Here is an 18,279-nt window from a genome sequence, read left to right on the forward strand (position 1 = left end):
GCCGCATCTTGGGCGGCCGGGTCGGGTCCCGTGAGGGCGGTGGTCGTCATGACCGAGGTGAAGGTCCGGGTCGGGAACGTCACCCGGCAGCGTTACGAGCAGCTCGTGGCACAGGCCAAGGACCTGATCGCGCAGGTCTCCCGCGCTCAGTTCGCCCTGGGTGACATGGCGCTGGAGATCGAGCCGATGCGCCCGGTGGGCGGGTCGATGCCCCACGGCACGGAGGATCTGTTCACCGTCGCGGAGTCGTTGCAGATCTTCGCGGACGACATTGGCGGCAGCGGCACCCTGGCTTTGTTCACGAGAGCCGACAGCACCTGTGCAGGGGTTTGGGCAGCACTCGAAGCTCTGCAGAAATCGAACAGTTCATGACGTTGGGCAGCAGGGACCCGTGCAGTGCGTCGACCAGCCGCAGAACCGTGCTGCGGCTGACTGACTCCCCGAGAAAACCGGTCAGGCGGGCGCCAGCCCGGCCCGCGAGCGCGAGACCGATCGCGGCCAGCACCGACCGCAACCGTTCGGTTCGCTGACCGTGCCGGCGGGTCAGCCCAGGTATCTGCTCCACGAAGGTCCGCCGCCCGCACACGGCCTTCGGGCAGGTGAACCGCCGGACCCGCAGCCGCAGTACGACATTTCGACCGGCGCTGGGCACATCAGCGGGAAACCGCAGGTAGGAGCCGTGAACACGGCTCGACCACGTCCCGCACTCCGGGCGCTCGGCACCCGCCGCAGTGCAGCACAGATCGACGTTCACCATCGTGATATTCACGTCCACCGACCGCACCACGACGTCACCGACGGACGGCAGCAGCAGCTCCTTCACACGGAGCACGAGTTCATCCATGGCCCCGGACTGTCAGCCACACAGCACCGGCCCCTGCTCGTTTTCAGGCAACTTTCCGAGCCGCCCATACGACCTCAGCTGTAACTCAGCGTGCACGCACCAGAAAACCTGAGCCAGGACCCGTTCTCATAGACAAAGCCACCGACAGCGAGTTCGGCGAGCTGTCCTTCGACGTAGATCTCTTCGTTTTGCAGCTTCACTTTTCGTTTGGTCTTTCGTTTTGCGGAGTGACCTTTCGTCGCGGGTTCGGGTTAGCAGGTCATGGCACGTGCGTTAGGGGTGGTGCTCGGCGGTGCCACTGGGCCGCCAGCGGAGGGACTCGAGGTCGCGTACGCCGATCGGGACGGGTCTGAGTTCCGTCGCTCGCTGGTGGATACCCGGGCCGTGAGGTTCGAGGACGTCGCTCCGGTATGCGCGTTCACGAATGGCTGCTGGCCGGGTGGCAGGCGCGGCCACACGATGCTCTGCGAGACCCGTTCCGACCGAGAAGGCTTGACGGGGCCGCTGGGCCGGGCTCATTAACTGGCCATCCACCCGGGTCAACGTCACCGACATCGTGGATGCGGTCGGGACCCAATGCGGAGACACGTACTCTCTCCAAACGGAGACAGCTATTACCAAGTTGGTCGGTGACGATCGAGTGCAAGGGGCAGGAGAGCGGCCATCTCACCACTCTTGGCAGCAACGGGCGTGATTGGATCCGTGGCATGACGGATTGGCCGCAACTCAGCCACGCTTACGGCTCCGCCGAAGACATACCCGCCCTGCTGGCGCGCATCGCGTCCGAGCCCGAGTCAGGGCTCTGGAACGACCTATGGTCTGCGCTCTGCCATCAAGGCAGCGTCTACTCGGCCAGCTTCGCAGCGCTCCCCTGGCTGGCCGACATGGCCGAGAACCAAGACCGGGGACAAGCGGTGAACGCTCTGGGCCTGGCGGGCGCCATCATGGCAGGCACCGAGCAGCCGCATGGAGCAGGCGATGTCCGCACGGAACACTCGGCGGAAATCGCGATCCTGCTGGCATCAGTGAACCGTCATCTCCGGACCGCAACCGACCGCGCCGAGTACGTCGACCTCCTGGAATCCATGCTCGGCTTCGAGGGCGTCGCGGGATGGAGCGAGGATCTGGCTTGGGGACTCGGGAACGAGGAATACGAAGTCTCCTGCCCCGGATGCGAAACCAACCTGTTCATCGTCCTTGGTGAACGCGGGTTCTTCTGCACCAGCGAGGACTACGCCCTGTCGGACGACACCCTCGAGACCCGTCCCCTCCGCGCGACGAACCCCTCAAACCTCGAAGGCATCGGCTCGCGTCTCCACAACCTCGCACTCACCGACGGCCAACACGAAGTCGCCCACGTGCTGACCTACGTCTTCGGGGACGCGACCTGCCCGGACTGCGAAACCGACTTCTCAGTCGCCGACCGAGTCATCGCCGGCTAGGCGAGCACCCGGCATGGGCACTTGGGATGTCGGGCCTTTCGACAACGACACCGCAGCGGACTTCAGCTACACCCTCGACGAGGACGCCGCAGACGCACGCGCGGGCATCATCCACGGCACCCTCACACGCGTGATCGACACCGCCGGCTACCTCGAAGCATCCGAATCCGAGGAAGCCGTCGCCGCAACCGTTCTCATCGCCGCACAGTGCCCTGAGGGTGAGCCGACCGATCCCGTCTACGGCCCTGAACAGCCGCTTCCCGACCTCACCAGCCTGCGCGACCTCGCCCTCCAGGCCCTCGACCGCGTCATGACCGAGCAGTCCGAGCTGTTGGACCTCTGGGATGAATCGGATGGCGGTCCCTGGCGCGCGCACATCCGCAACCTACGGGACGTGCTCACGCCACAGCCTTCCGGCGAACAGCTCAGCCTGATCTGAACCACCGCACCCTCTACGAGTTATCCCCGAAAGGTCACCATGAGCTGGGATGTGCTCCTCCTCCGCCTGCCCGATGACGTCACCTCGGTGCAGCAGATCCCCGACGACTACATCCCCGCCCCGCTCGGCAGCCAGCACGACGTCCTCGCAGCCATCACCCAGGCCATCCCCGACACCGACCTCTCCGACCCCACTTGGGGCGAACTCCTCGGGCCCACCTGGTCCATGGAACTCAACATCGGCACAGAAGACCCGGTCGACTCGATCATGTTCCACATCCGCGGAGGCGGCGACGACGTCCTCACCCCTGTCTTTCGCCTCGCAGGCGCCCTACGTTGCAAGGTTCTGGACTGCGCCGAAGGAGACTCATCACTCCACTGGAAACCTCCGGATGGCACCGCTTCCAGCAGTACCGCGACCGCATGCTCCGCTCCCATCACTAGAGGCTGGGGCGCGAGGAGTCACTCTCCGTGACGGCGGAGACGATCAACGCCACTAGGTTGTCGGTCCAGCAGTCAGACTCCTTGGTCGCGACGTCGACACCGCAGCCGCTGCACACAAGGTTGGGGCCGTCCTGGCCGGCGAGTCCGCAGCAGCCAACGAGACGCCGAGAATCGGGGTGCAGTGCAGTCCCCGGAAGGTCATCCGGGTGAAAGATCAGCAGACTGGCGTCGAAATTGACCTTGAAGGTCCCCGGGGCCATCCGAGGCGAGACGACCTCATGGCCCACCGGCCGCTCCGGCGCCCTCAGTGGTTCTCCCGGAGCCACCTCCCTTGTCAGGAGCTGCTGACAGCTGACGCAGTGAAAGATGGTCATAGCGTCTTCCTCCTTGCCTCACGAGGAGAAGCGTGGGCCTCTATGGCAGTCACGCAGCTGCCGTGGCCTGCCACACGGCGGTGACACACCCTTCTTCCCAGTGCCACCACCCCTTGGCCTCTCCATGTGCCAAGAGCTTCCGAATCCGCGGCAGGTCCGCATCCGGTGGCACATCGAGCGCCACCATCCGGAACTGCTCGATCCCCTCGCCGGTCGTGCCGAGCCGGTGAAAGGTCTCCAGCACGGTCTGCCGAGCGGCAGCTGAGCCGCCGTCCTTCATGACGATCAACCGGATGGTGCAGTTCTCTGAAGCCCGCACCGTCTCTCCAGCCCAGCGGACACCTTCGTGGTCGACCTCCACCCGAATGATGTCGTCGGTGGCGACTCCGCGTACGAACCAGGGAGTGTTGTCCAACCGCACGGTTCCGTCGCCGAGGTCCACCGCCCACAAACTCTCCACGCTCGCCGGCGGCCAGCCGTCCTCGTCTACCTCCAGGCGGAAGTGGAGCTTCACGTGGTTGTCCCTGATGCTCGTCACCGCACCATCATCCACAGCCACCGTCCTCGGGAAACGATGGGGATCCTGGTAGGACTGATTCATTCCTCAGGAACGCTCAGCTGTGAAGTGCCTTCAGAGCTGCGGTGCTCGGGTTTCAGGCGACGGACAATCTGTGCCACCAGTGACTGCAGCCGTCGGAGCAGAAGCGCTCACGGCGTCGGGCATCGGCAATCGTGAGCACCGCGATCAGCAGCCTGAACGCCTTACGGCGTTCGTCGAGGGGGGTGAGACCGGCAATCTTCCCCAGCTGCTCGTCGATCCGGCCTCGCGAGATCAGCACTGCGGGCGTATGGGTCAGGCGCAGCCCGGCACGGCGGATGGCCTCCTGCGTGTCCTCGGCGACAGCGCGCGCCTGGACGCAGTGATGGCGCAGGAACAGCAGCACCTCGGATTGCTCCTCCTGGCCGAGGCTGTCGAACCAATCGATGCCCTGGGACACCGGGCGCAGCCCCTGCGCGAGCTCGTTGAGCAGGACGTCGCGCTCTTTCATGACTGCCTCCCATGGGATGGAAGCGTACGGCTACTTGCAGGGTCTGAGTGCTCCCGCCAGCCGAGCTGCTGCACTGTCCGAGCCGGAACGTAGATTCACCGTATGGGAATCTACGTATGCAGCGTCGATGCGGACGACTGGTCGGACGAGGACATTCTCTGGCCCACTGCTCAGGCCCTCGACGCCGAACTCTCCAAGCGTGGCTATGCGTCCTGCAACCCGCCGGCCGCCGTGGAGTTCGTCCCGCGGTCCGGAATGTCATTCGAAGAGAAGATGTACCGGCCGGTACAGACCTTCGAGGATCTTTGTCGGGCTCATCCAGACGGGCAGGACTCCTACGACGCGCTGCTCGGATGGGACCTGCTGGTACCCGTCGACTTCGAGGGCTCCCTGACCCTTCCTGTGCCGGCTCCCTACAGCGAGAACACGACCGTCCTCAGCGCCCATCGCGCGCTCAGGGCAGCGCAGCGTCTCGCCGTCCAGCTCGCTCTGCCACCGCACGTTCCTCGCCGTTGCGACAACCTCGACCTCGGCAACTGGTTCGACGGTCCGGCCACGGCCGAGGCCGCCGTCAGCCACCCCGGCCCCTGGGCCGAGGACCTGGACGCTGCGTACTACACGGCGCTTTACCTCCGTGCTGCCGAACACTCGCTCCGGCGGCAATGCCCCATCAGTTACGTGTGATCAGCCATTTCAGGCAGGCTGCCCACCTGCCGGGAAGCGATCTACGGCCAGCCGGGAAACGATCTTCAGGAGCTATGGCTCCTCGCTGGCCAGACACACTCGTGAACACCCCAACCCCGTCGTCGCTGAGTCCCTCCTGGACCGGCTCATCAACACCAGCCACCAGGTAATCATGAACGGGCCCAGCTACCGCCCGAACAAGCGGCCCAGGAACCCCACCGACAAGACCAAGTAGGAAAACCGGTGGACGTCGTCGGGATACTGCCGTCATGGCCGTCACTCAGCAACTCGCCCGCATCCCGGCGGAGTATCTCGCCTCCTGCCGCCAGGCAGCCGAGGCATCGAAGGATGGAGATCCTCTCTGGGATCCACCGTCGGCGGATGTCCTGGACCTGGACTGGGCGCCGTTCCTGCTCGAACGGGTCTGCGAGCTGGGAGGTCTCAATGACGTCCATCGGAGTGCTCTCCGACAGGCTCTCGACGGCGACACTGCCATCGACCTCGCCTTCCTCAACACCCATCCCCATGCCATCGGCCCCTTCGGGCAGCCCCCACTGCCCTCTCTGCAGGTCAAGTGGCTCGCGCTGCGGAACTGCTCGGGCAGATCGACTTTCCGGCCCTCCTGGCCGCCCTGCCGACAGACGAAGCAGAGGCCGCCTCCTTGATCGGCAACGGCGCAGACAAGATCGTCGGTGGCCCGAAGAAGTACGTGCTGGGGCACTTCAACGCCCTGCGTGAGTTCTACCGTGCTGCATCCCAACGGCAGCTTCTCGTCGTTCTCTGGTGGGACTGACACGGACCGCCTCATCGTCGGCTCACGTCAGCAGCTGGGGAATTACGTGAGCGTCCACAACAAGGTCAAGCCCGTCGTGGACAAGGTCAACGGCTGACCTCACAGCCACCGGTCCGGCCTCGGGGAACATCGGCACAGCGATCAACGCCAAGGTGATGATCTCGGTCAGGTCGACGCCCCGAGGCCGGTGACGCGGTTCTCGTACTCACGTCGAGCCTTGCGCTGGGCAGGGACGACAGGGGCGCCATGGCCCCCGTCGAGCGGCTGGCAGCGGGCGAGGAGCCCGAGGTGCACGGCCGGGACGGCGGTGACGCGCAGGGTGTAGCCCTGGCCGCGCCGTACGGTGACCCCCTGGGCGAGCGCGGCTCGCCGGGGTCCAGCTCGGCGGAGCGGAGGAAGTCGGCGACCTTGCCCGGCATGTCGAGGGTGATCGGCAGTTCCGGCGCCGGGCCTGTCGACGCGATTACCGACCTCCTCCCCCCAGGAGGAATCCCTCGTGCTGGTCCAGTGCCTGGGCTTCTGCGACTGCGGGACACGCCCCCTCTCAAAGGCATGTCCGAAGCCTTTACAGCACGCCTAACGGAGAACGAGGATCAGCATAGTCAGCGCAACCATCAGCACGATCCCGCCTACCACACGCATCATCACGTAACCAGCAGGAGAAGGCTCGGTGGATTTGTAATCCTTGACGAAGGGCTCCTGAAGGGGCCGATTCATCTTCCACAGCAGCTGTGGCTTTATGGTCTGAACCAGCCCAGCGGCTATGAAAAGACATAAGAATGCGATAGTCAGCAGGCCCTTCATGGATAATCTCCGCTTCTGGCAGCGTCGTACGGTTCTGCCACGCTGCCGGCCTTCGGCAAGGTGATCGAACAGCGAAGGGTGCACTGCCGTGTGGCAGTGCACCCTTTCACTCATTTCCTGCGGTGGCGCACTAGTTTTGTTGCCATGGCGACACAGAGAATCACGAAGACGACGAGGACGATAATTTGACCCCATACGGGGAATTCAGACCCTCCGCCACGCGCTGCATATAGCGTCACCATTTTATCTTTATCCTTTTCTACCAGGTGTATTGGGCTTTCGCAGAGCATCCAGGACTCGAGAATTGAGTGCCGAGGCTGGCCGTCGTATCGCCCTCGTGGCTCACTGACGCCTTGTAAGGCCCTGCCGAGCATTCAGCGTTAGCGGACGCGCCAGGGGCGACGTCACTGCCACTGGCCTCGACACCAAGGCTGGCTCCTGGGGTTCCCACGCCTGCCGAGAGGCTGGGGTGCACGGATCCGTCGTCATTGACGGAGACGCTTCCTCCAAGGCAACCGCCGAAGGCGCATACTTCGCCGCTGATACCTATGGAGGCCAGGCCGCTAGGGTCGATGCGGTTGACGGGGTCGCCCTCGGCGTAGAGGTAGGGGTTCTGTTCCTGGCCGGAAGGGTCGGGATTGTTGAAGCGGCCGATGTTGGGGTCGTAGTAGCGGGCCGAGAAGTGGTACAGGCCGGTGGGGTCCTGGTAGCCGCCGGCGAACCGGTAGGGCTGGCTGATCTTCTCCGAGGTCGTCGACCGCTCCACGCCTCGCGGGCTGTAGCTGTAAGTGTTGACCTTGGTACCGGACTCGTCCGCAACCGCCACGACGGAGCCGATCGCGTCGGTGAGGTAGAAGTACGTCTTCCCGTCCCGGGCCATGGAGTTGAGTGTGCCCCCGGGTTCGCGGTTGAAGCCGGTGTCGATGCCGCCGGTGGAGGTGGCGGAGAGGCCGAGGGGGCCGTTGTGGAAGTAGGTGTCGCCGAGCTTGACGCGCTCGCTCTGGTCGGTCGAGCCGTACTGGCCCGCATACGTCTTGCCCGCGACGGTCAGCGAGGTGAGCTGGCTGTGGTCCGACCACTTCTCGCCGGTCCGGGTGCCCTCCGGGGTGGAGGCGCCTGCCGTCTCGTTGCCTTCGAGGTCGTAGGACCAGTTCGTCGAGGAGCCGTTCTTCGCGGTGATCTGCTGGGCGTCGTTGACGCTGTACGTCGTCCCCCGGGGGCAGCCCTCGGCCGTGCCTTGACTGGTCAGGTTCCCAGCGAGGTCGTAGCAGTACTGCCAGGACGAGTTGAGGGTGGAGCCCTTGTTCTCGGCGGCGTAGGAGAAGCGGCCCGCGCCGTCGTAGGTGTAGCTGGTCTTCATCCCCGCGACGGCGTCGGTCTTGGTGCGGATCTTGCTGCCGTCGGTCTTGGCGTCGGTGCCGTAGCCGTAGGTGTAGGCGAGGTCGACCAGGGTGCCCTTGGCGGACTTGGCCATGATCCTCTCGGGGCGGCTGGAGTTGTCGACGTCGACGGTCTGCACGGTGCCGCCGGGGTAGGCGGTCTCGGTGCGGACGTCGTTGTTGTTGTACTTGTACGTGGTGACCTTGCCCGCCGGGTCCCTCAGCTCCTTGAGCTTGTTGACCTCATTCCAGGTGTAGTCGATCTTCCCGGCCGGGTCCTGGTAGTAGTCGACGTTGCCCGCGGGCGTGTAGGCCAGCAGCGTCTGCGAGCCGTCCTGGAGCGTGCGGATGGTCTCGCGTTGCAGTGGGTCGAACCGGTAGGTGATGGTGCCGGTGGAGTCGTCGCGCTGGCGCAGGTTGCCGTCGCCGTCGTACCAGTAGCGGACTGTGCCGTTGGTGGTGGAGACGGTCTTGATCCGGTCGAGGTTGTCGTAGGTGAAGACCTTCTTGATGCCCCGGCCGTCGGTGAGGGTCTCGGTGCGGCCCAGGCTGTCGTAGGTGAAGGTGGTCTCCCCCAGCGGCTTGGGCGGGGCCGCCTTGGTCAGATTGCCCTTGCCGTCGTAGGTGAAGGACGTCTTGACCGTCTTGGTCGACGACATCTTCGTCTCGGCCGCACACCGCTGGCCCTCGAAGCCGCCGCACGTCGGACTGGCGGGGTTATAGGTATAGGAGACGCTGCCGCCCCCCGTGCCGGTCTGCGCGACCGACTTGGTGTTACCGGCCGTGTCGTAGGTGAAGGAGGTCTTCTCGCCGTCGGCGTTGGTGGAGTCCTTGGGCTTGTCACCGCCGGCGATCGTCTGCCAGCTGGTGACCGACTTCCCGCCGGTCGGTGACTTCACCGACTCCAGGTTGTTGCGGGTGTTGAACCCGTAGTCGGACACGTTGCCGGGTGTGGAGCCCGAACCCATGGCGTCGGTAGCGGTGTCGACGTTGTGGTTCGCGTCGTACTTCGTGGACCGCTTGTGCCCGAGCGCGTCGGTGACCTCGTCGACCTGGCCGTCGCCGTCATGCTTGTAACGCGTCACGTGCTTTTCGGGGTCAGCGACCTTCGTCGTGCCCGCCGCCGTGGGTGAGTTGGCGTCGTACTCGTAGGTCCAGGTGGGTCCGGTGTGACCGGATCCGTTGAGCTCGGTGGCGCGCAGCATGGAGGTGACGCGGTTGGCGTCGTCGTAGGTGAAGACGGTGACCCGGCCCTCCGCCGTGGTGATCTTTGTCAGGCGGTCGGAGGTGTCGTAGCCGAAGGTGGTGGTCTTGCCTTCGGCGTCGGTGGTCTTGTGGAGGTTGCCGTCGGGATCGAGGTCGAAGACGGCGGTGCGGCCGGAGTTGTCCTTGGCCTGCCACTGCGAGGCGTCGGTCTTGAGCAGGTCGATCCAGCGGCCCGAGCGGGTCTCGGTGAGCTTGAAGCCCTTGTGCTCGTCGTGCTGGGTGACGGTGATGGTGCCCTTGTTCTTGTCGGTGACCTTGGTCAGGGTGCCGTGCTCGTCGTAGGTGTCCTTGGTGTGCGACTTCCAGTTGGTGACGGTGTAGGTGCCGTCCGCGTTCTTCTTCAACTCCTTGGAGTAGCCCTTGGGCGTGGTGAAGGAGCCGTCCGCGGCCTTCTTGAAGCGCAGGGTGTCACCGGAGGCGTCGTACAGGACCACTTCACCTTCGAGGACCTGGAGGTAGCGCTCGTACTGCTGCCACCAGCGCTGGGAGACCTTGCCCCACGGCGCGTCCAGCGAGTTGTACGTGCGGGCCAACGTCAGCTCCTGGCCGACGCCCGCGATGGAGAAGTCGGTGGCGGTCAGCATCAGGTTGCCGGTGGAGCAAGCCAGCCCCGCCCGCGGGCCAGACGCGCGCGGTGGCACGGAGGCAACCGTGGTGCGGCCGGGCATGCGTGCGGCGGCGAGCCTTCCTAGGCTGGTCGTCTCGGGGCTGACCATGGAGGTATCGCCATACGAGGTCAACAAGCACACAATCACGGCCGCGAGCGCCTGGGCCTGCTCCGCGTCCGCGACGACGTCATCGTCCTGCACGCCATGAAGTGGGGCGACGAAGTCCGCTCACCCGAGGCCGTGACCCCGAAGCCGGTCGACATCGACGAAGCAGAGATCAAGCGCGCCACCCTCCTCATCGACTCCATGACCGTCGACGACATCACCGGCCAGGACTGGGCCACCGACCGCTACACCGCGGCCCTGGAGGAAGTCATCCACGCCAAGGCCGACGGCAAGAAGCCCCCGCGCGCGCCCAGGAGAGCCGCGACGAGGGCGAGCACGCGACCGTGCACGAGATGAAACCGAAGAGAACCGCTTAGAAGGCGGCCGCCAAGAAGACGACCACGAAGAAGACCCCGGCGAGAAAGACGACGGCCAAGAAGCGCGGCGCCTAGGGGGCGGACCACCAGATGGCCATGCGGATGTCCGCCCCGGCGCCCGGGGCCGAGACGCGTCAGCCGGCGGGTTCGTACTCCACCGTCTCCTGCCCGCACCCGGCGGCCAGCTCCCGCAGGGCCTGCCGTTCGGCCGTGTCGACGGTCAGGCCCCAGCGGAGCTTGGTCGCCACCCAGTGGGTGGTGTGGGTACAGCGGGCATCGGCGAGCGGCGGCTGCCATTCGGCCGGGTCCTGATCCGACTTCGAGCGGTCCAGGCCGACCTCACCGTCATCCTCGATCTGCGCGACCAGCTGAAGCGCGCCCTGCCCGGCGCCACCGTCTGCCTCCAGATCGACCCCCAACTCGCCGGACAGCGCTGGGAACTGCCACCCGCGCTCGTCATCCGCCACGACGACCAGGTCGTCGTCATCGACCGGCCCCGCCGCCCGCTCACCACAGCGGTGGCCGGCCCCCGCCTGCAGCATGTGCGCACCACCTACGGCGAGAAGACCACCCACTGGTGGTTCTTCGACCGCGACGACCCCCAGCAGTACCCCCCCCCGAGAGCACCGTCAAGGTCCGCCCCAACGGCAAGCCCGACACCCATGCCAAGGTGTGCCCCACCTCCGCCCAGCGGCAGCTCATCCAGGCGGGCAGCGCAGCCTGCTGGATCACCAAGGACACCGTCCTCATCCCGTATGGCGGCCACCCCGGCACCTACCCCGCCCTCGAGGGCGAGGACTGGAGCGGCGAGATGGCCTCCTGGGCGAAGGACTGGAAGATCTCCCACCCCTACCCGGCCGACGACGCCGCCTGGTGGGGCCTGATCCCGCTTCCGCTGATCGCCCTTGGACAGCACACCGGATTCCGCCCCGCGCCCGCCTTCGCCCTGATGACCGCCCTGGAGAAAGCCCAGCACGGCCGCGAGGCCCACCGCCGCCGCCTCGCCCGGGAACATGCACACAGCCAAGCCGCCCCACCTGCACCCGCGGTGGCCGACCCGCTTCCCTGCGAGGAACCGGCGCCCGCCGCCCCGGCAACACCGCCGCCCACACCGGCCGCGCCGCCACCCGTCCTGCCGCCACCGCCCGCCCAGGCACCCCTCCCCCGCGTCCCTGCTCCCCGTCGGCGCTTGCTCTGGCGCCGGCTGCTGTCCCGCCGCTGGCGCAGGTGACCTCGCCCCGCCCGACACGAGCGCCAAGGGCGGGCCCGTCCCGGACACCGCCCGAGCGGGCCGGGGCGGACCCGATTTCTGGCACTTGCGTCGCGGGATGATTCGTCCGTGGTGGGGGTGGGCTTGTCTCCGCCTTATGCGGCAGCGAGTTCCCCGAGGCCTGCGGATTCAGCGGAGAGGCCACCGATCGTGAGGCCCAGCATGAGGGCTCCTTCAAGCGCTGACAGGATCACCGTGAGCTGCTCGCGTTCCTCAGGGGTGCCGTTGTCTGCTTGAGTTTCTGCAGCTTGTTCCGCGCTGAGACCAGGGCGAGAGCCAGGATGTCGTGGAGGAAGGCGGGGCCCTCTCCATCGTCGTACGGATTGGCCTCGCGGGCCCTCACCGGACCACCGCTGTAGACGAAGCACAAGGCTTCGGCTCGTTTCGTCGGCTTCCTTTGGCCGCCCTCGTCAAGGTAAATGAGGTCCGGCTCCTCAGGCAGGTTCTCATCCACCCAGAGCAGCACATTCTTCGGAGCGAAGGACTCGCGCATGATTCTGTCGAGCAGCTCAATGAGGGAGTTCGCCGCCTGTGAGACGCCGTCCTCCGAGTACTTGTGAGACGCCGTCCTCCGAGTACTTAAGAGCGTCCCGCGCGCCACGGATCTTCCTCACGAGTGGCGAGTTGGCTCGCTCGACGCGTCGTGCAGATGCTTCTGTGACCAGGTTCCGGCACTGGGCGGCGAGGAAGTCGGGACCGTCCGGAGCCCACGCGGCAAGGTCGGAGCTCGTCGCCGCAGTGGTCTCCATCGGCAAAGCAGCAAGGACCTTGGCACCCAGGAAGTCGTCCAGGCTGATGACCAACTGGATGGCATTGACGGCGAGCAGTTCTGTCATGCTCGCCGCCTTCAACTGGCTCTTCGACGTAAGACTGAGGGCATCGTTCCAGGCCACGGCGAAGGGGGCGAGTGCGCGGACGCCGCGCCGGACGGCCAAGGCCACCACGGCTGCGTCCTTGTTCAAGGCGATCACGAGCAGCCGGTACTGTGCGGCGCCCAGGAGGCGTTCTGCGAAGCCTTTGTAGCTCTCGTTCTTGAACTTGTCGACCCAGTGCTTTGGACCGTCGACTTTGAGCTGTTCCTCGCAGGCCGTGAAGATTTCACGGAACCTGTCTTCGTCGAAGCTGGTGAGGCAGTCCTCCAGCCGTTGGTGCCGCGGCCTGGAGTCATCTGAGTCAGTGAGAGCCTTGCAGACCGTTACAAGGGTCTCTGTGAGGACAACGACAGACTGATCGACGTTGAGCGCTGCCAGAAGGGCAGGGTCGAGACTGCGGGCGTACACAGCGAAGCTCGACTGGTTGCTGCCGATGGATCTCGAGCTCTGCATAGTGCTTCGCCTCGCTTCACCACATACGTGTCCTCGCAGCAAAGATGCTGGGGCAAGTGCGTTTTAGGTCAAGACACCTCACGTTGCTATGCCGTCAAGTTCAGGGGATGAGTCCTCCGTTCACGGCGCGGTCGTAGAGGCGCTGGTGCCACTCGTTGGCGTCGGGCCCAGGGGCAGCCGTCAGGAGGAAGTTGGGACCTGTCTCGATGAGGTGCAGGAGCGTCCAGGCGACGCCGTAGCAGTCGTCCGGGCCGAAGCAGGAGACGAGAGCCTTGGCTTCCTCTCCCGTGACCGGCTTCGCAATCGCTTCTAGTTGCGCGACACGCCTGTCGATCTCTTCTTCGCTCGCGTCCCAGTCGGGAAGCGGGCCGTCGGTAACGAACATCTGCACTTCGGGTCTCATGGCCGAATGATCGGCTGCCTTCACCAATGCGGGCAAGGCGTCTTGGTTGGTCAGGCTGCCGCTGCCTCGGCGAGCGACAGTGAGGGAAAGGCCGACTGCTCGTCGAAGAGTTCTCGCTTCTGGAGGCAGTGGTAGAGCTGGCCGACCATGCGGTTGAAGAGGTTGCGCTGGGCGGCCGCGTGCCAGTCGCCTTGTTCGCGTCGGCGCCGGTAGTGGGTGTTGGCCCCGGCGGAGGCCCGGAGTGAGGCGAAGGCCCAGAGGTAGCCGGCGTGGTTGAGGCGGTCGTTCTTCACCCAGCGTCTGGTGATGGCGGCCTTCTTGCCGGAGGCTCGGGTGATGGGTGAGGAGCCGGCGTAGGCCTTGAGGCCGCGGGCGTCGGCGAAGCGGGTGCGGTCGTCGCCGATCTCGGCCAGGACGCGGGCGGCGAGCTGGATGCCGAGGCCGGGGAAGCTCAGCAGGATCTCGGCGTCCGGGTGCTGGGGGAAGGCCTCTTCGACCGCTTCTGCGAGCTGGTCGGCGGCGGTGCAGGCGGCATCCAGCTGGATGAGGAGGGCGAGCATCTGCTTGCCGAGCGCGTCCTCGACCAGAGGCGGCTGGTGGGCCCACTCCGCGCGGAAGACCTCGCGGAGGCGTTCGGCCTCGGCTTCGATGCCGTGCTGGCGTCCGGCTCGCTTGAGCGCGGCCTGGATCTGCGTGCGGGTCAGCCGTGCGGCCCGGGTCGGGGTCGGAGCGGTCTTGAGGAGCTCGCGGGCCTCGTGGCGGCACAGACCGTTGGTCCAGGCGGCGAAGGCGGCCAACGCGGCGGGGTAGTACTCGCGCAGCAGGGAACGCAGCTGGTTGGCCAGCTGCTGCCGGTTCCACAACGAGTCCTGCTGAGCACGCGCCAGGACGGTGATCGCGCGGCCGAGGTCGGAGTCGTCGGGCAGCGGCCGGTGGGCGTGCATGTCGGTGCGGAGGATGTTGGCGAGGACCAGGGCGTCGCCGGGGTCGGACTTCTTGCGCGAGACGCTGTGCCGGTCGCGGTAGCGGGCGGCGGCCATCGGGTTGATCGCGAACACCTTACGCGTGCCGGTCCGCAGGACGGCGACCAGCAGGCCGCGGGAGGTCTCGATCGCGACCGGGATGGGGTTCTCGGCGGTGTCGCCGTACTCGGCGAGCAGTTCCAGCAGGATCTTGTAGCCGGCCGCGTCGTCGGTGATGTGCCGCTTGGCCAGCAGCTGACCGGTGTCGTCGACCAGGGCGACGTCGTGGGTGCGTTCCGCCCAGTCGATTCCGCAGTAGATCAAGATTCCCCTCCCCAGAGTTCGGCGTTTGCGCTGGTCACGAGCGCATGCGGGCCACGCAGCGACCTAATCCCAGGCCTCGACCGCGTCGCGGTCGAGCCGCCACCTCACTAGCCGTTCGTGGCACCAGCGCACCCCACGGGCCTCGGTCTGCACCGGGAGCTCCTATGGCTCGGGCGTATCGAGAGGTCACCGCAAGGCGGGGTCGTACCACCAACTCCAACGAGCACGCAGGACTACTGGTGGTGGCGGTAGGAAGACGCCGAACGCTGCCGCTCTTGACCGAGGCCTCAGGAGCCGGGTTCAGTGAAGACATCCGCCCGGCGCCCACGTGACCGTCACCACTCGCACCAGACCGCGCACCGATCTACGTTGAGGCCTCCACGGCCCGGCTGCACCTGGATGTCACGGTCTGGTACTCGAACGCTCCGAGAAGCACCCGCTCCTGCGGAACGCTCACAACTACGGATTAGGGTTTTGTGCGCTGCAGCCCCGGCCGGCCCGCCAGCCACTACATGACCTGTAAGACCCCAAGGGAACCTTTGGGCAGACAGGTGCATGACGGCGCCCGCGGCGGCCGACCCGCTTCCCGCGAGGCACCGGCGCCCGCCGCTCCGACAACTCCGCTGCCCCGTCGGCACCGCCGCCACCACGGCGGCCGCCGCGCCGCCACCCGTCCTGCCGCCACTGCGGGTTCTCCTCCCGCGTCTGGTTCGGGGCTGGTCTGCTCATCTGCCGATCTTCTGGGACCAGCCGTTGGCCGGAGGACGAAAAGACGGCCGATCTCGCTGTTGTCGACGTCGCTTGCACACGGTGGCTGCAGCTGCTCGTGGGCGGTGACCACGGAGTGCATCTGTATGCGGGCGAAGCGGGGCTGGCTGCTTGTAGGTTGGCTGAATGTCTGATCAGAGCGAGATAGAGCAGGTCACTGCGGTGTGGGATCGGCTTGCTGGTTGGCTGGCCGAGTGGGCGCCTGCCTCGTACGCCTCGTTGCTTCCTCCGGCGGCTGCGGACGCTGTCACTGCGGCAGAGGCCCGTCTGATGCATGCGCTCGACTTCGGCTTCCCGCCCGAGCTGAAAGCGCTGTGGCGGGTGTGCGGGGGTGTCCAGGATGTCGAGGTGTCGGGCAATAAGGACTCTGCGGTGTGGGCAGGCAGCTTCCTGCCCGGGGGGATCTTCCTCGGCCCCGAGGCCTCGCTCTGGCAGCGTCTGCGCTTCGGCCCGGGTGAGGATGATCCGTGGGAGGGGGCCGACTTCGTGTCGTTCCTCGGTGCCGAGGATCCCAGTGGCTCAGGCGAACGCGGCATGTACGCCTCATGGTCGACGGATCCAACCCTGCGGGGCGTGGGCAAATGGTCAACCATGACGGGCCCCGAGCTGTCGCCCCCGGCCTGGCCGTCCGTGACTGCCTATCTGGAGGCGGTCTATGAGCTGCTTCAGACGGGCGGTGGGCCCTTGCTGGAAACAGCTCCCGAGAAACAACCGGCACTGGCGCTGGGGTGCCTGGCGTGGATCTATCCCGATGATGGGCTGGAGGTTCCCTGGCGGCCTGTCCACCCATGAGGTGAGCTGGTGCGGGCCTACGTTTGCCCGCACCAGCAGTCAGGCGCTGGTGGCTACCTCGCGGTCAGTGTGCACCGGAACGGCTTCCCGGTGCCGTCCGTGGGATCGCACCTCCCGCTCATTCGGGTGTCGAGCCAGTAGGCGTCCTTGTCCATGATCCGCATCTGCTTCTTGAACCTGACGAAGTTGCCGCCCATGGACTCCTGGTTGTGGACACCGGAGATCGCCGAACGTCCGCACACCTCGTTGAAGTGCGGCACCTTGCCCGATCCGCCGCCGAAGTCGACGTTGTACAGGTGGATCTTCGTGCCCTGCTTCTTCGCGAAGGTCTGCACGCAGGCCTTCCCGTTCGGGGTGCCCGTGGTGGAGTCCGCGGGCACGGCCTCATTCAGCCCGCCTTCGCTCTTCTTCATCCCGCCGCTGTTGTAGGAGGACGCGAAGGCGAGCTCGTCACAGTTCAACGTGTCGTTCGCATCGTCTCGAGCGCTCTGGTCACCATTCTCCGCAGCCCACCTGTCTGGGCATATCCGGTCCCGGTTCCTGTCGTTCTGAGCCTTGTTCCCCATGTAGTAGAGGGGCTTGTCGTACCGTCCCGGTTGGTTTTTCAGCTTCTCCTGGATCAGCCAGGCGTGCGCTGCGGCCTGAGGGTAACTCTTGGCGTTGAAGACGTAGCTGGGGGCCGAGTTGACGAAGACACAGCCCGTGCCGTCGTACTGCATGGTGAAGGTGTCACAGCGGATCTCGTCCAGGTCGGGGTTCTCCTCCCAGTAGCCCTTGGACCACTGGTAGTCGACCCGCTGCCCGACGCCGGGAGAGTGCACCGTGCCCTCGATCTTCACGTCGGGCTTGAACCGGTACTGCTTGTCCGCCACGGAGTCATCCCACGTGTACTTCGTCGTCAGGGTCGCACTGTGCTTGTCGCCAAGGAACCAGTGCGGTGTAGCCGTTCAGGGCAGCTGGCTTGTCCGGCACCGGGTTGGTCTTGACGCACGCCTGGACGCCGTTCTTGTCGGCCGGCCGCACTGCCGCTTGTCGGCCTTGTAGGTGCTGCGGGCGGTGGCAGACTTCAGCGGCTTGGTCTGCTGGCTGTTGGGTGGAGTGGTGAAGCTGGGGTGCGGCGCATTGTGGTCCGGGTTGGGAAGGGTCAGGTCAACCGGCAGTTCGATGCGCATCCGGGCCCACGGGGACCACTCCGTCTCGTACAGGCCGCCGTCATAGGCGCTGGTGCGAAAGAGGTAGTCAACGTTCGGCTTCAGCAGCAACGGTCCACGGTCACGGTCGCCAGTGAACCGCTGGGGACGAACTTCGAAACCAGGACGCCGTAGGGATTTTCATCGGTGAGCTTGACCTGTGTCTTGGGTTTGCCGTCCGTGCCGATGGTCCAGACCTCGAAGGTGAGGTTGGCCGTGTCGTTGTCCTTGTCGGTGACCTTGTTGCGCAGTTGGACCTTGGTGGTCTTTACGCTCCAGGTCTCAAGCCCTCCGTCGACCTGCTTCCAGGCCGGGCCGGCAGAGGGGTCCTTGCCCGATTCCGGGCGGTGCGAGTTGGCCCTGAGGGCCCTCTCCACCCCCGCGGCGGGCCGGGAGGACGGGGCGTAATCGGGGCCTGGGTTCGACGTATGGTCGGGTACGGGGGCGGCGGTAGCCATCCCGGTTCCCAGGAGCAGGGCAGCGGTGACGCCCATGGCTAAGCGGGCGAGGGTACCTCTTCGTCTGGTGGAACTGGACACGTAGTCGTCGTCCTCACTCATGTGGTTGCGGTTAGTCGCGCCGCCGACCTTCCTAGGCCCCGCGCCACACATGCAGCAACATCAACTAAGCGGACATCA

24 protein-coding genes are annotated in these 18,279 nt (G+C 66.0%); 11 read left to right on the plus strand and 13 right to left on the minus strand.

Annotation, left to right across the window (positions count from 1 at the left end; all coding sequences use genetic code 11):
* Positions 1-48: 48 nt before the first annotated feature.
* Positions 49-372, plus strand: coding sequence for a hypothetical protein (locus ACF062_RS37340; protein WP_392144403.1), 324 nt, complete (start codon positions 49-51; stop codon positions 370-372).
* Here the strand turns inward: ACF062_RS37340 and ACF062_RS37345 are convergent.
* Positions 299-844 (minus strand): transposase family protein, encoded by a 546-nt coding sequence (locus tag ACF062_RS37345; RefSeq protein WP_392144404.1) that lies wholly within the window; start codon positions 842-844, stop codon positions 299-301. The two genes, ACF062_RS37340 and ACF062_RS37345, sit on opposite strands and share 74 nt — an antisense overlap.
* Positions 845-1,473: 629 nt before the next feature.
* On the opposite strand from ACF062_RS37345, the gene ACF062_RS37350 reads away from it, so the two are divergent.
* The 3 genes from ACF062_RS37350 to ACF062_RS37360 are packed head-to-tail and all read left to right on the plus strand — an operon-like array spanning position 1,474 to position 3,199.
* Positions 1,474-2,286, plus strand: a complete 813-nt coding sequence (locus tag ACF062_RS37350) for a hypothetical protein (RefSeq protein WP_392144406.1) — start codon at positions 1,474-1,476, stop codon at positions 2,284-2,286.
* Positions 2,287-2,299: 13 nt separating this feature from the next.
* Positions 2,300-2,725, plus strand: coding sequence for a DUF4259 domain-containing protein (locus ACF062_RS37355; protein WP_392144408.1), 426 nt, complete (start codon positions 2,300-2,302; stop codon positions 2,723-2,725).
* Between the two features lie 39 nt (positions 2,726-2,764).
* Positions 2,765-3,199: a hypothetical protein gene (locus ACF062_RS37360; RefSeq protein WP_392144410.1), complete on the plus strand. Its 435-nt coding sequence runs from the start codon at positions 2,765-2,767 to the stop codon at positions 3,197-3,199.
* A 392-nt stretch (positions 3,200-3,591) separates the two neighbouring features.
* Here ACF062_RS37360 and ACF062_RS37365 read toward each other — a convergent pair whose 3' ends face one another.
* Both ACF062_RS37365 and ACF062_RS37370 read right to left on the minus strand, forming a co-directional pair.
* Positions 3,592-4,080 (minus strand): DUF4265 domain-containing protein, encoded by a 489-nt coding sequence (locus tag ACF062_RS37365; protein ID WP_392144412.1) that lies wholly within the window; start codon positions 4,078-4,080, stop codon positions 3,592-3,594.
* A gap of 115 nt (positions 4,081-4,195) precedes the next feature.
* Positions 4,196-4,591 carry a DUF5958 family protein gene (locus ACF062_RS37370; RefSeq protein WP_392144414.1) on the minus strand — a complete coding sequence of 132 codons (396 nt, stop codon included), beginning with the start codon at positions 4,589-4,591 and terminating at the stop codon, positions 4,196-4,198.
* 102 nt (positions 4,592-4,693) lie between these two features.
* Here ACF062_RS37370 and ACF062_RS37375 point away from each other — a divergent pair, with 102 nt between their 5' ends.
* The 4 genes from ACF062_RS37375 (at position 4,694) to ACF062_RS37390 (ending at position 6,165) form a co-directional block, all read left to right on the plus strand.
* Positions 4,694-5,275, plus strand: a complete 582-nt coding sequence (locus tag ACF062_RS37375; protein ID WP_392144416.1) for a hypothetical protein — start codon at positions 4,694-4,696, stop codon at positions 5,273-5,275.
* A 269-nt stretch (positions 5,276-5,544) separates the two neighbouring features.
* Positions 5,545-5,940 carry a hypothetical protein gene (locus ACF062_RS37380; protein WP_392144647.1) on the plus strand — a complete coding sequence of 132 codons (396 nt, stop codon included), beginning with the start codon at positions 5,545-5,547 and terminating at the stop codon, positions 5,938-5,940.
* Positions 5,850-6,068 carry a hypothetical protein gene (locus tag ACF062_RS37385; protein ID WP_392144418.1) on the plus strand — a complete coding sequence of 73 codons (219 nt, stop codon included), beginning with the start codon at positions 5,850-5,852 and terminating at the stop codon, positions 6,066-6,068. The genes ACF062_RS37380 and ACF062_RS37385 overlap by 91 nt, the downstream gene beginning before the upstream one ends.
* Positions 6,010-6,165 (plus strand): hypothetical protein, encoded by a 156-nt coding sequence (locus ACF062_RS37390; RefSeq protein WP_392144649.1) that lies wholly within the window; start codon positions 6,010-6,012, stop codon positions 6,163-6,165. Before ACF062_RS37385 ends, ACF062_RS37390 begins: the two co-directional genes overlap by 59 nt.
* Before the next feature lie 479 nt (positions 6,166-6,644).
* On the opposite strand, the gene ACF062_RS37395 is transcribed toward ACF062_RS37390, so the two are convergent.
* Positions 6,645-6,872 carry a DUF6199 family natural product biosynthesis protein gene (locus ACF062_RS37395; protein WP_392144420.1) on the minus strand — a complete coding sequence of 76 codons (228 nt, stop codon included), beginning with the start codon at positions 6,870-6,872 and terminating at the stop codon, positions 6,645-6,647.
* Between the two features lie 259 nt (positions 6,873-7,131).
* Positions 7,132-10,185, minus strand: a complete 3,054-nt coding sequence (locus ACF062_RS37400) for an RHS repeat-associated core domain-containing protein (RefSeq protein WP_392144629.1) — start codon at positions 10,183-10,185, stop codon at positions 7,132-7,134.
* A gap of 144 nt (positions 10,186-10,329) precedes the next feature.
* Between ACF062_RS37400 and ACF062_RS37405 the strand changes: the two genes are divergently transcribed.
* Positions 10,330-10,587 carry a hypothetical protein gene (locus ACF062_RS37405; RefSeq protein ID WP_392144422.1) on the plus strand — a complete coding sequence of 86 codons (258 nt, stop codon included), beginning with the start codon at positions 10,330-10,332 and terminating at the stop codon, positions 10,585-10,587.
* A 154-nt stretch (positions 10,588-10,741) separates the two neighbouring features.
* On the opposite strand, the gene ACF062_RS37410 is transcribed toward ACF062_RS37405, so the two are convergent.
* Complete coding sequence (locus ACF062_RS37410) at positions 10,742-11,149, minus strand: hypothetical protein (protein ID WP_392144424.1); 408 nt, start codon at positions 11,147-11,149, stop codon at positions 10,742-10,744.
* Between the two features lie 128 nt (positions 11,150-11,277).
* Between ACF062_RS37410 and ACF062_RS37415 the strand changes: the two genes are divergently transcribed.
* Positions 11,278-11,838, plus strand: a complete 561-nt coding sequence (locus tag ACF062_RS37415; protein WP_392144426.1) for a hypothetical protein — start codon at positions 11,278-11,280, stop codon at positions 11,836-11,838.
* A gap of 229 nt (positions 11,839-12,067) precedes the next feature.
* On the opposite strand, the gene ACF062_RS37420 is transcribed toward ACF062_RS37415, so the two are convergent.
* The 4 genes from ACF062_RS37420 to ACF062_RS37435 all read right to left on the minus strand — a co-directional run bounded on the left by ACF062_RS37420 (position 12,068) and on the right by ACF062_RS37435 (position 14,894).
* Positions 12,068-12,331: a hypothetical protein gene (locus tag ACF062_RS37420; RefSeq protein ID WP_392144428.1), complete on the minus strand. Its 264-nt coding sequence runs from the start codon at positions 12,329-12,331 to the stop codon at positions 12,068-12,070.
* Positions 12,332-12,386: 55 nt separating this feature from the next.
* A complete protein-coding gene (locus ACF062_RS37425; protein WP_392144430.1) occupies positions 12,387-13,202 on the minus strand; it encodes a hypothetical protein in 816 nt (271 codons plus the stop codon).
* Between the two features lie 100 nt (positions 13,203-13,302).
* Positions 13,303-13,605, minus strand: a complete 303-nt coding sequence (locus ACF062_RS37430; protein WP_392144431.1) for a hypothetical protein — start codon at positions 13,603-13,605, stop codon at positions 13,303-13,305.
* A 50-nt stretch (positions 13,606-13,655) separates the two neighbouring features.
* Entirely contained in the window at positions 13,656-14,894 is a 1,239-nt protein-coding gene (locus tag ACF062_RS37435) for an IS110 family transposase (protein WP_392144631.1), read from the minus strand.
* Positions 14,895-15,785: 891 nt separating this feature from the next.
* Here ACF062_RS37435 and ACF062_RS37440 point away from each other — a divergent pair.
* Positions 15,786-16,451, plus strand: coding sequence for a hypothetical protein (locus ACF062_RS37440; protein WP_392144433.1), 666 nt, complete (start codon positions 15,786-15,788; stop codon positions 16,449-16,451).
* Between the two features lie 53 nt (positions 16,452-16,504).
* On the opposite strand, the gene ACF062_RS37445 is transcribed toward ACF062_RS37440, so the two are convergent.
* The 3 genes from ACF062_RS37445 to ACF062_RS37455 all read right to left on the minus strand — a co-directional run bounded on the left by ACF062_RS37445 (position 16,505) and on the right by ACF062_RS37455 (position 18,135).
* Positions 16,505-17,323: a hypothetical protein gene (locus ACF062_RS37445; RefSeq protein ID WP_392144435.1), complete on the minus strand. Its 819-nt coding sequence runs from the start codon at positions 17,321-17,323 to the stop codon at positions 16,505-16,507.
* 75 nt (positions 17,324-17,398) lie between these two features.
* Positions 17,399-17,713: a hypothetical protein gene (locus ACF062_RS37450; RefSeq protein WP_392144437.1), complete on the minus strand. Its 315-nt coding sequence runs from the start codon at positions 17,711-17,713 to the stop codon at positions 17,399-17,401.
* The gene (locus tag ACF062_RS37455) at positions 17,704-18,135 is read right to left on the minus strand and encodes a hypothetical protein (protein WP_392144439.1); all 432 of its coding nucleotides are present in this window, start codon (positions 18,133-18,135) and stop codon (positions 17,704-17,706) included. The genes ACF062_RS37450 and ACF062_RS37455 overlap by 10 nt, the downstream gene beginning before the upstream one ends.
* Positions 18,136-18,279: the final 144 nt, after the last annotated feature.

The organism is Streptomyces sp. NPDC015345, assembly GCF_043078805.1.
GTDB lineage: Bacteria > Actinomycetota > Actinomycetes > Streptomycetales > Streptomycetaceae > Streptomyces.

Coding starts and splice junctions, on each gene's coding strand:
- ACF062_RS37375 (WP_392144416.1), top strand. CDS start 4,694: ATGGGAATCTACGTATGCAGCGTCGATGCGGACGACTGGTCGGACGAG.
- ACF062_RS37425 (WP_392144430.1), bottom strand. CDS start 13,202: ATGCAGAGCTCGAGATCCATCGGCAGCAACCAGTCGAGCTTCGCTGTG.
- ACF062_RS37380 (WP_392144647.1), top strand. CDS start 5,545: ATGGCCGTCACTCAGCAACTCGCCCGCATCCCGGCGGAGTATCTCGCC.
- ACF062_RS37455 (WP_392144439.1), bottom strand. CDS start 18,135: ATGGGCGTCACCGCTGCCCTGCTCCTGGGAACCGGGATGGCTACCGCC.
- ACF062_RS37345 (WP_392144404.1), bottom strand. CDS start 844: ATGGATGAACTCGTGCTCCGTGTGAAGGAGCTGCTGCTGCCGTCCGTC.
- ACF062_RS37405 (WP_392144422.1), top strand. CDS start 10,330: ATGAAGTGGGGCGACGAAGTCCGCTCACCCGAGGCCGTGACCCCGAAG.
- ACF062_RS37340 (WP_392144403.1), top strand. CDS start 49: ATGACCGAGGTGAAGGTCCGGGTCGGGAACGTCACCCGGCAGCGTTAC.
- ACF062_RS37400 (WP_392144629.1), bottom strand. CDS start 10,185: ATGCCCGGCCGCACCACGGTTGCCTCCGTGCCACCGCGCGCGTCTGGC.
- ACF062_RS37395 (WP_392144420.1), bottom strand. CDS start 6,872: ATGAAGGGCCTGCTGACTATCGCATTCTTATGTCTTTTCATAGCCGCT.
- ACF062_RS37410 (WP_392144424.1), bottom strand. CDS start 11,149: ATGCTGCAGGCGGGGGCCGGCCACCGCTGTGGTGAGCGGGCGGCGGGG.
- ACF062_RS37360 (WP_392144410.1), top strand. CDS start 2,765: ATGAGCTGGGATGTGCTCCTCCTCCGCCTGCCCGATGACGTCACCTCG.
- ACF062_RS37355 (WP_392144408.1), top strand. CDS start 2,300: ATGGGCACTTGGGATGTCGGGCCTTTCGACAACGACACCGCAGCGGAC.
- ACF062_RS37430 (WP_392144431.1), bottom strand. CDS start 13,605: ATGAGACCCGAAGTGCAGATGTTCGTTACCGACGGCCCGCTTCCCGAC.
- ACF062_RS37370 (WP_392144414.1), bottom strand. CDS start 4,591: ATGAAAGAGCGCGACGTCCTGCTCAACGAGCTCGCGCAGGGGCTGCGC.
- ACF062_RS37440 (WP_392144433.1), top strand. CDS start 15,786: ATGTCTGATCAGAGCGAGATAGAGCAGGTCACTGCGGTGTGGGATCGG.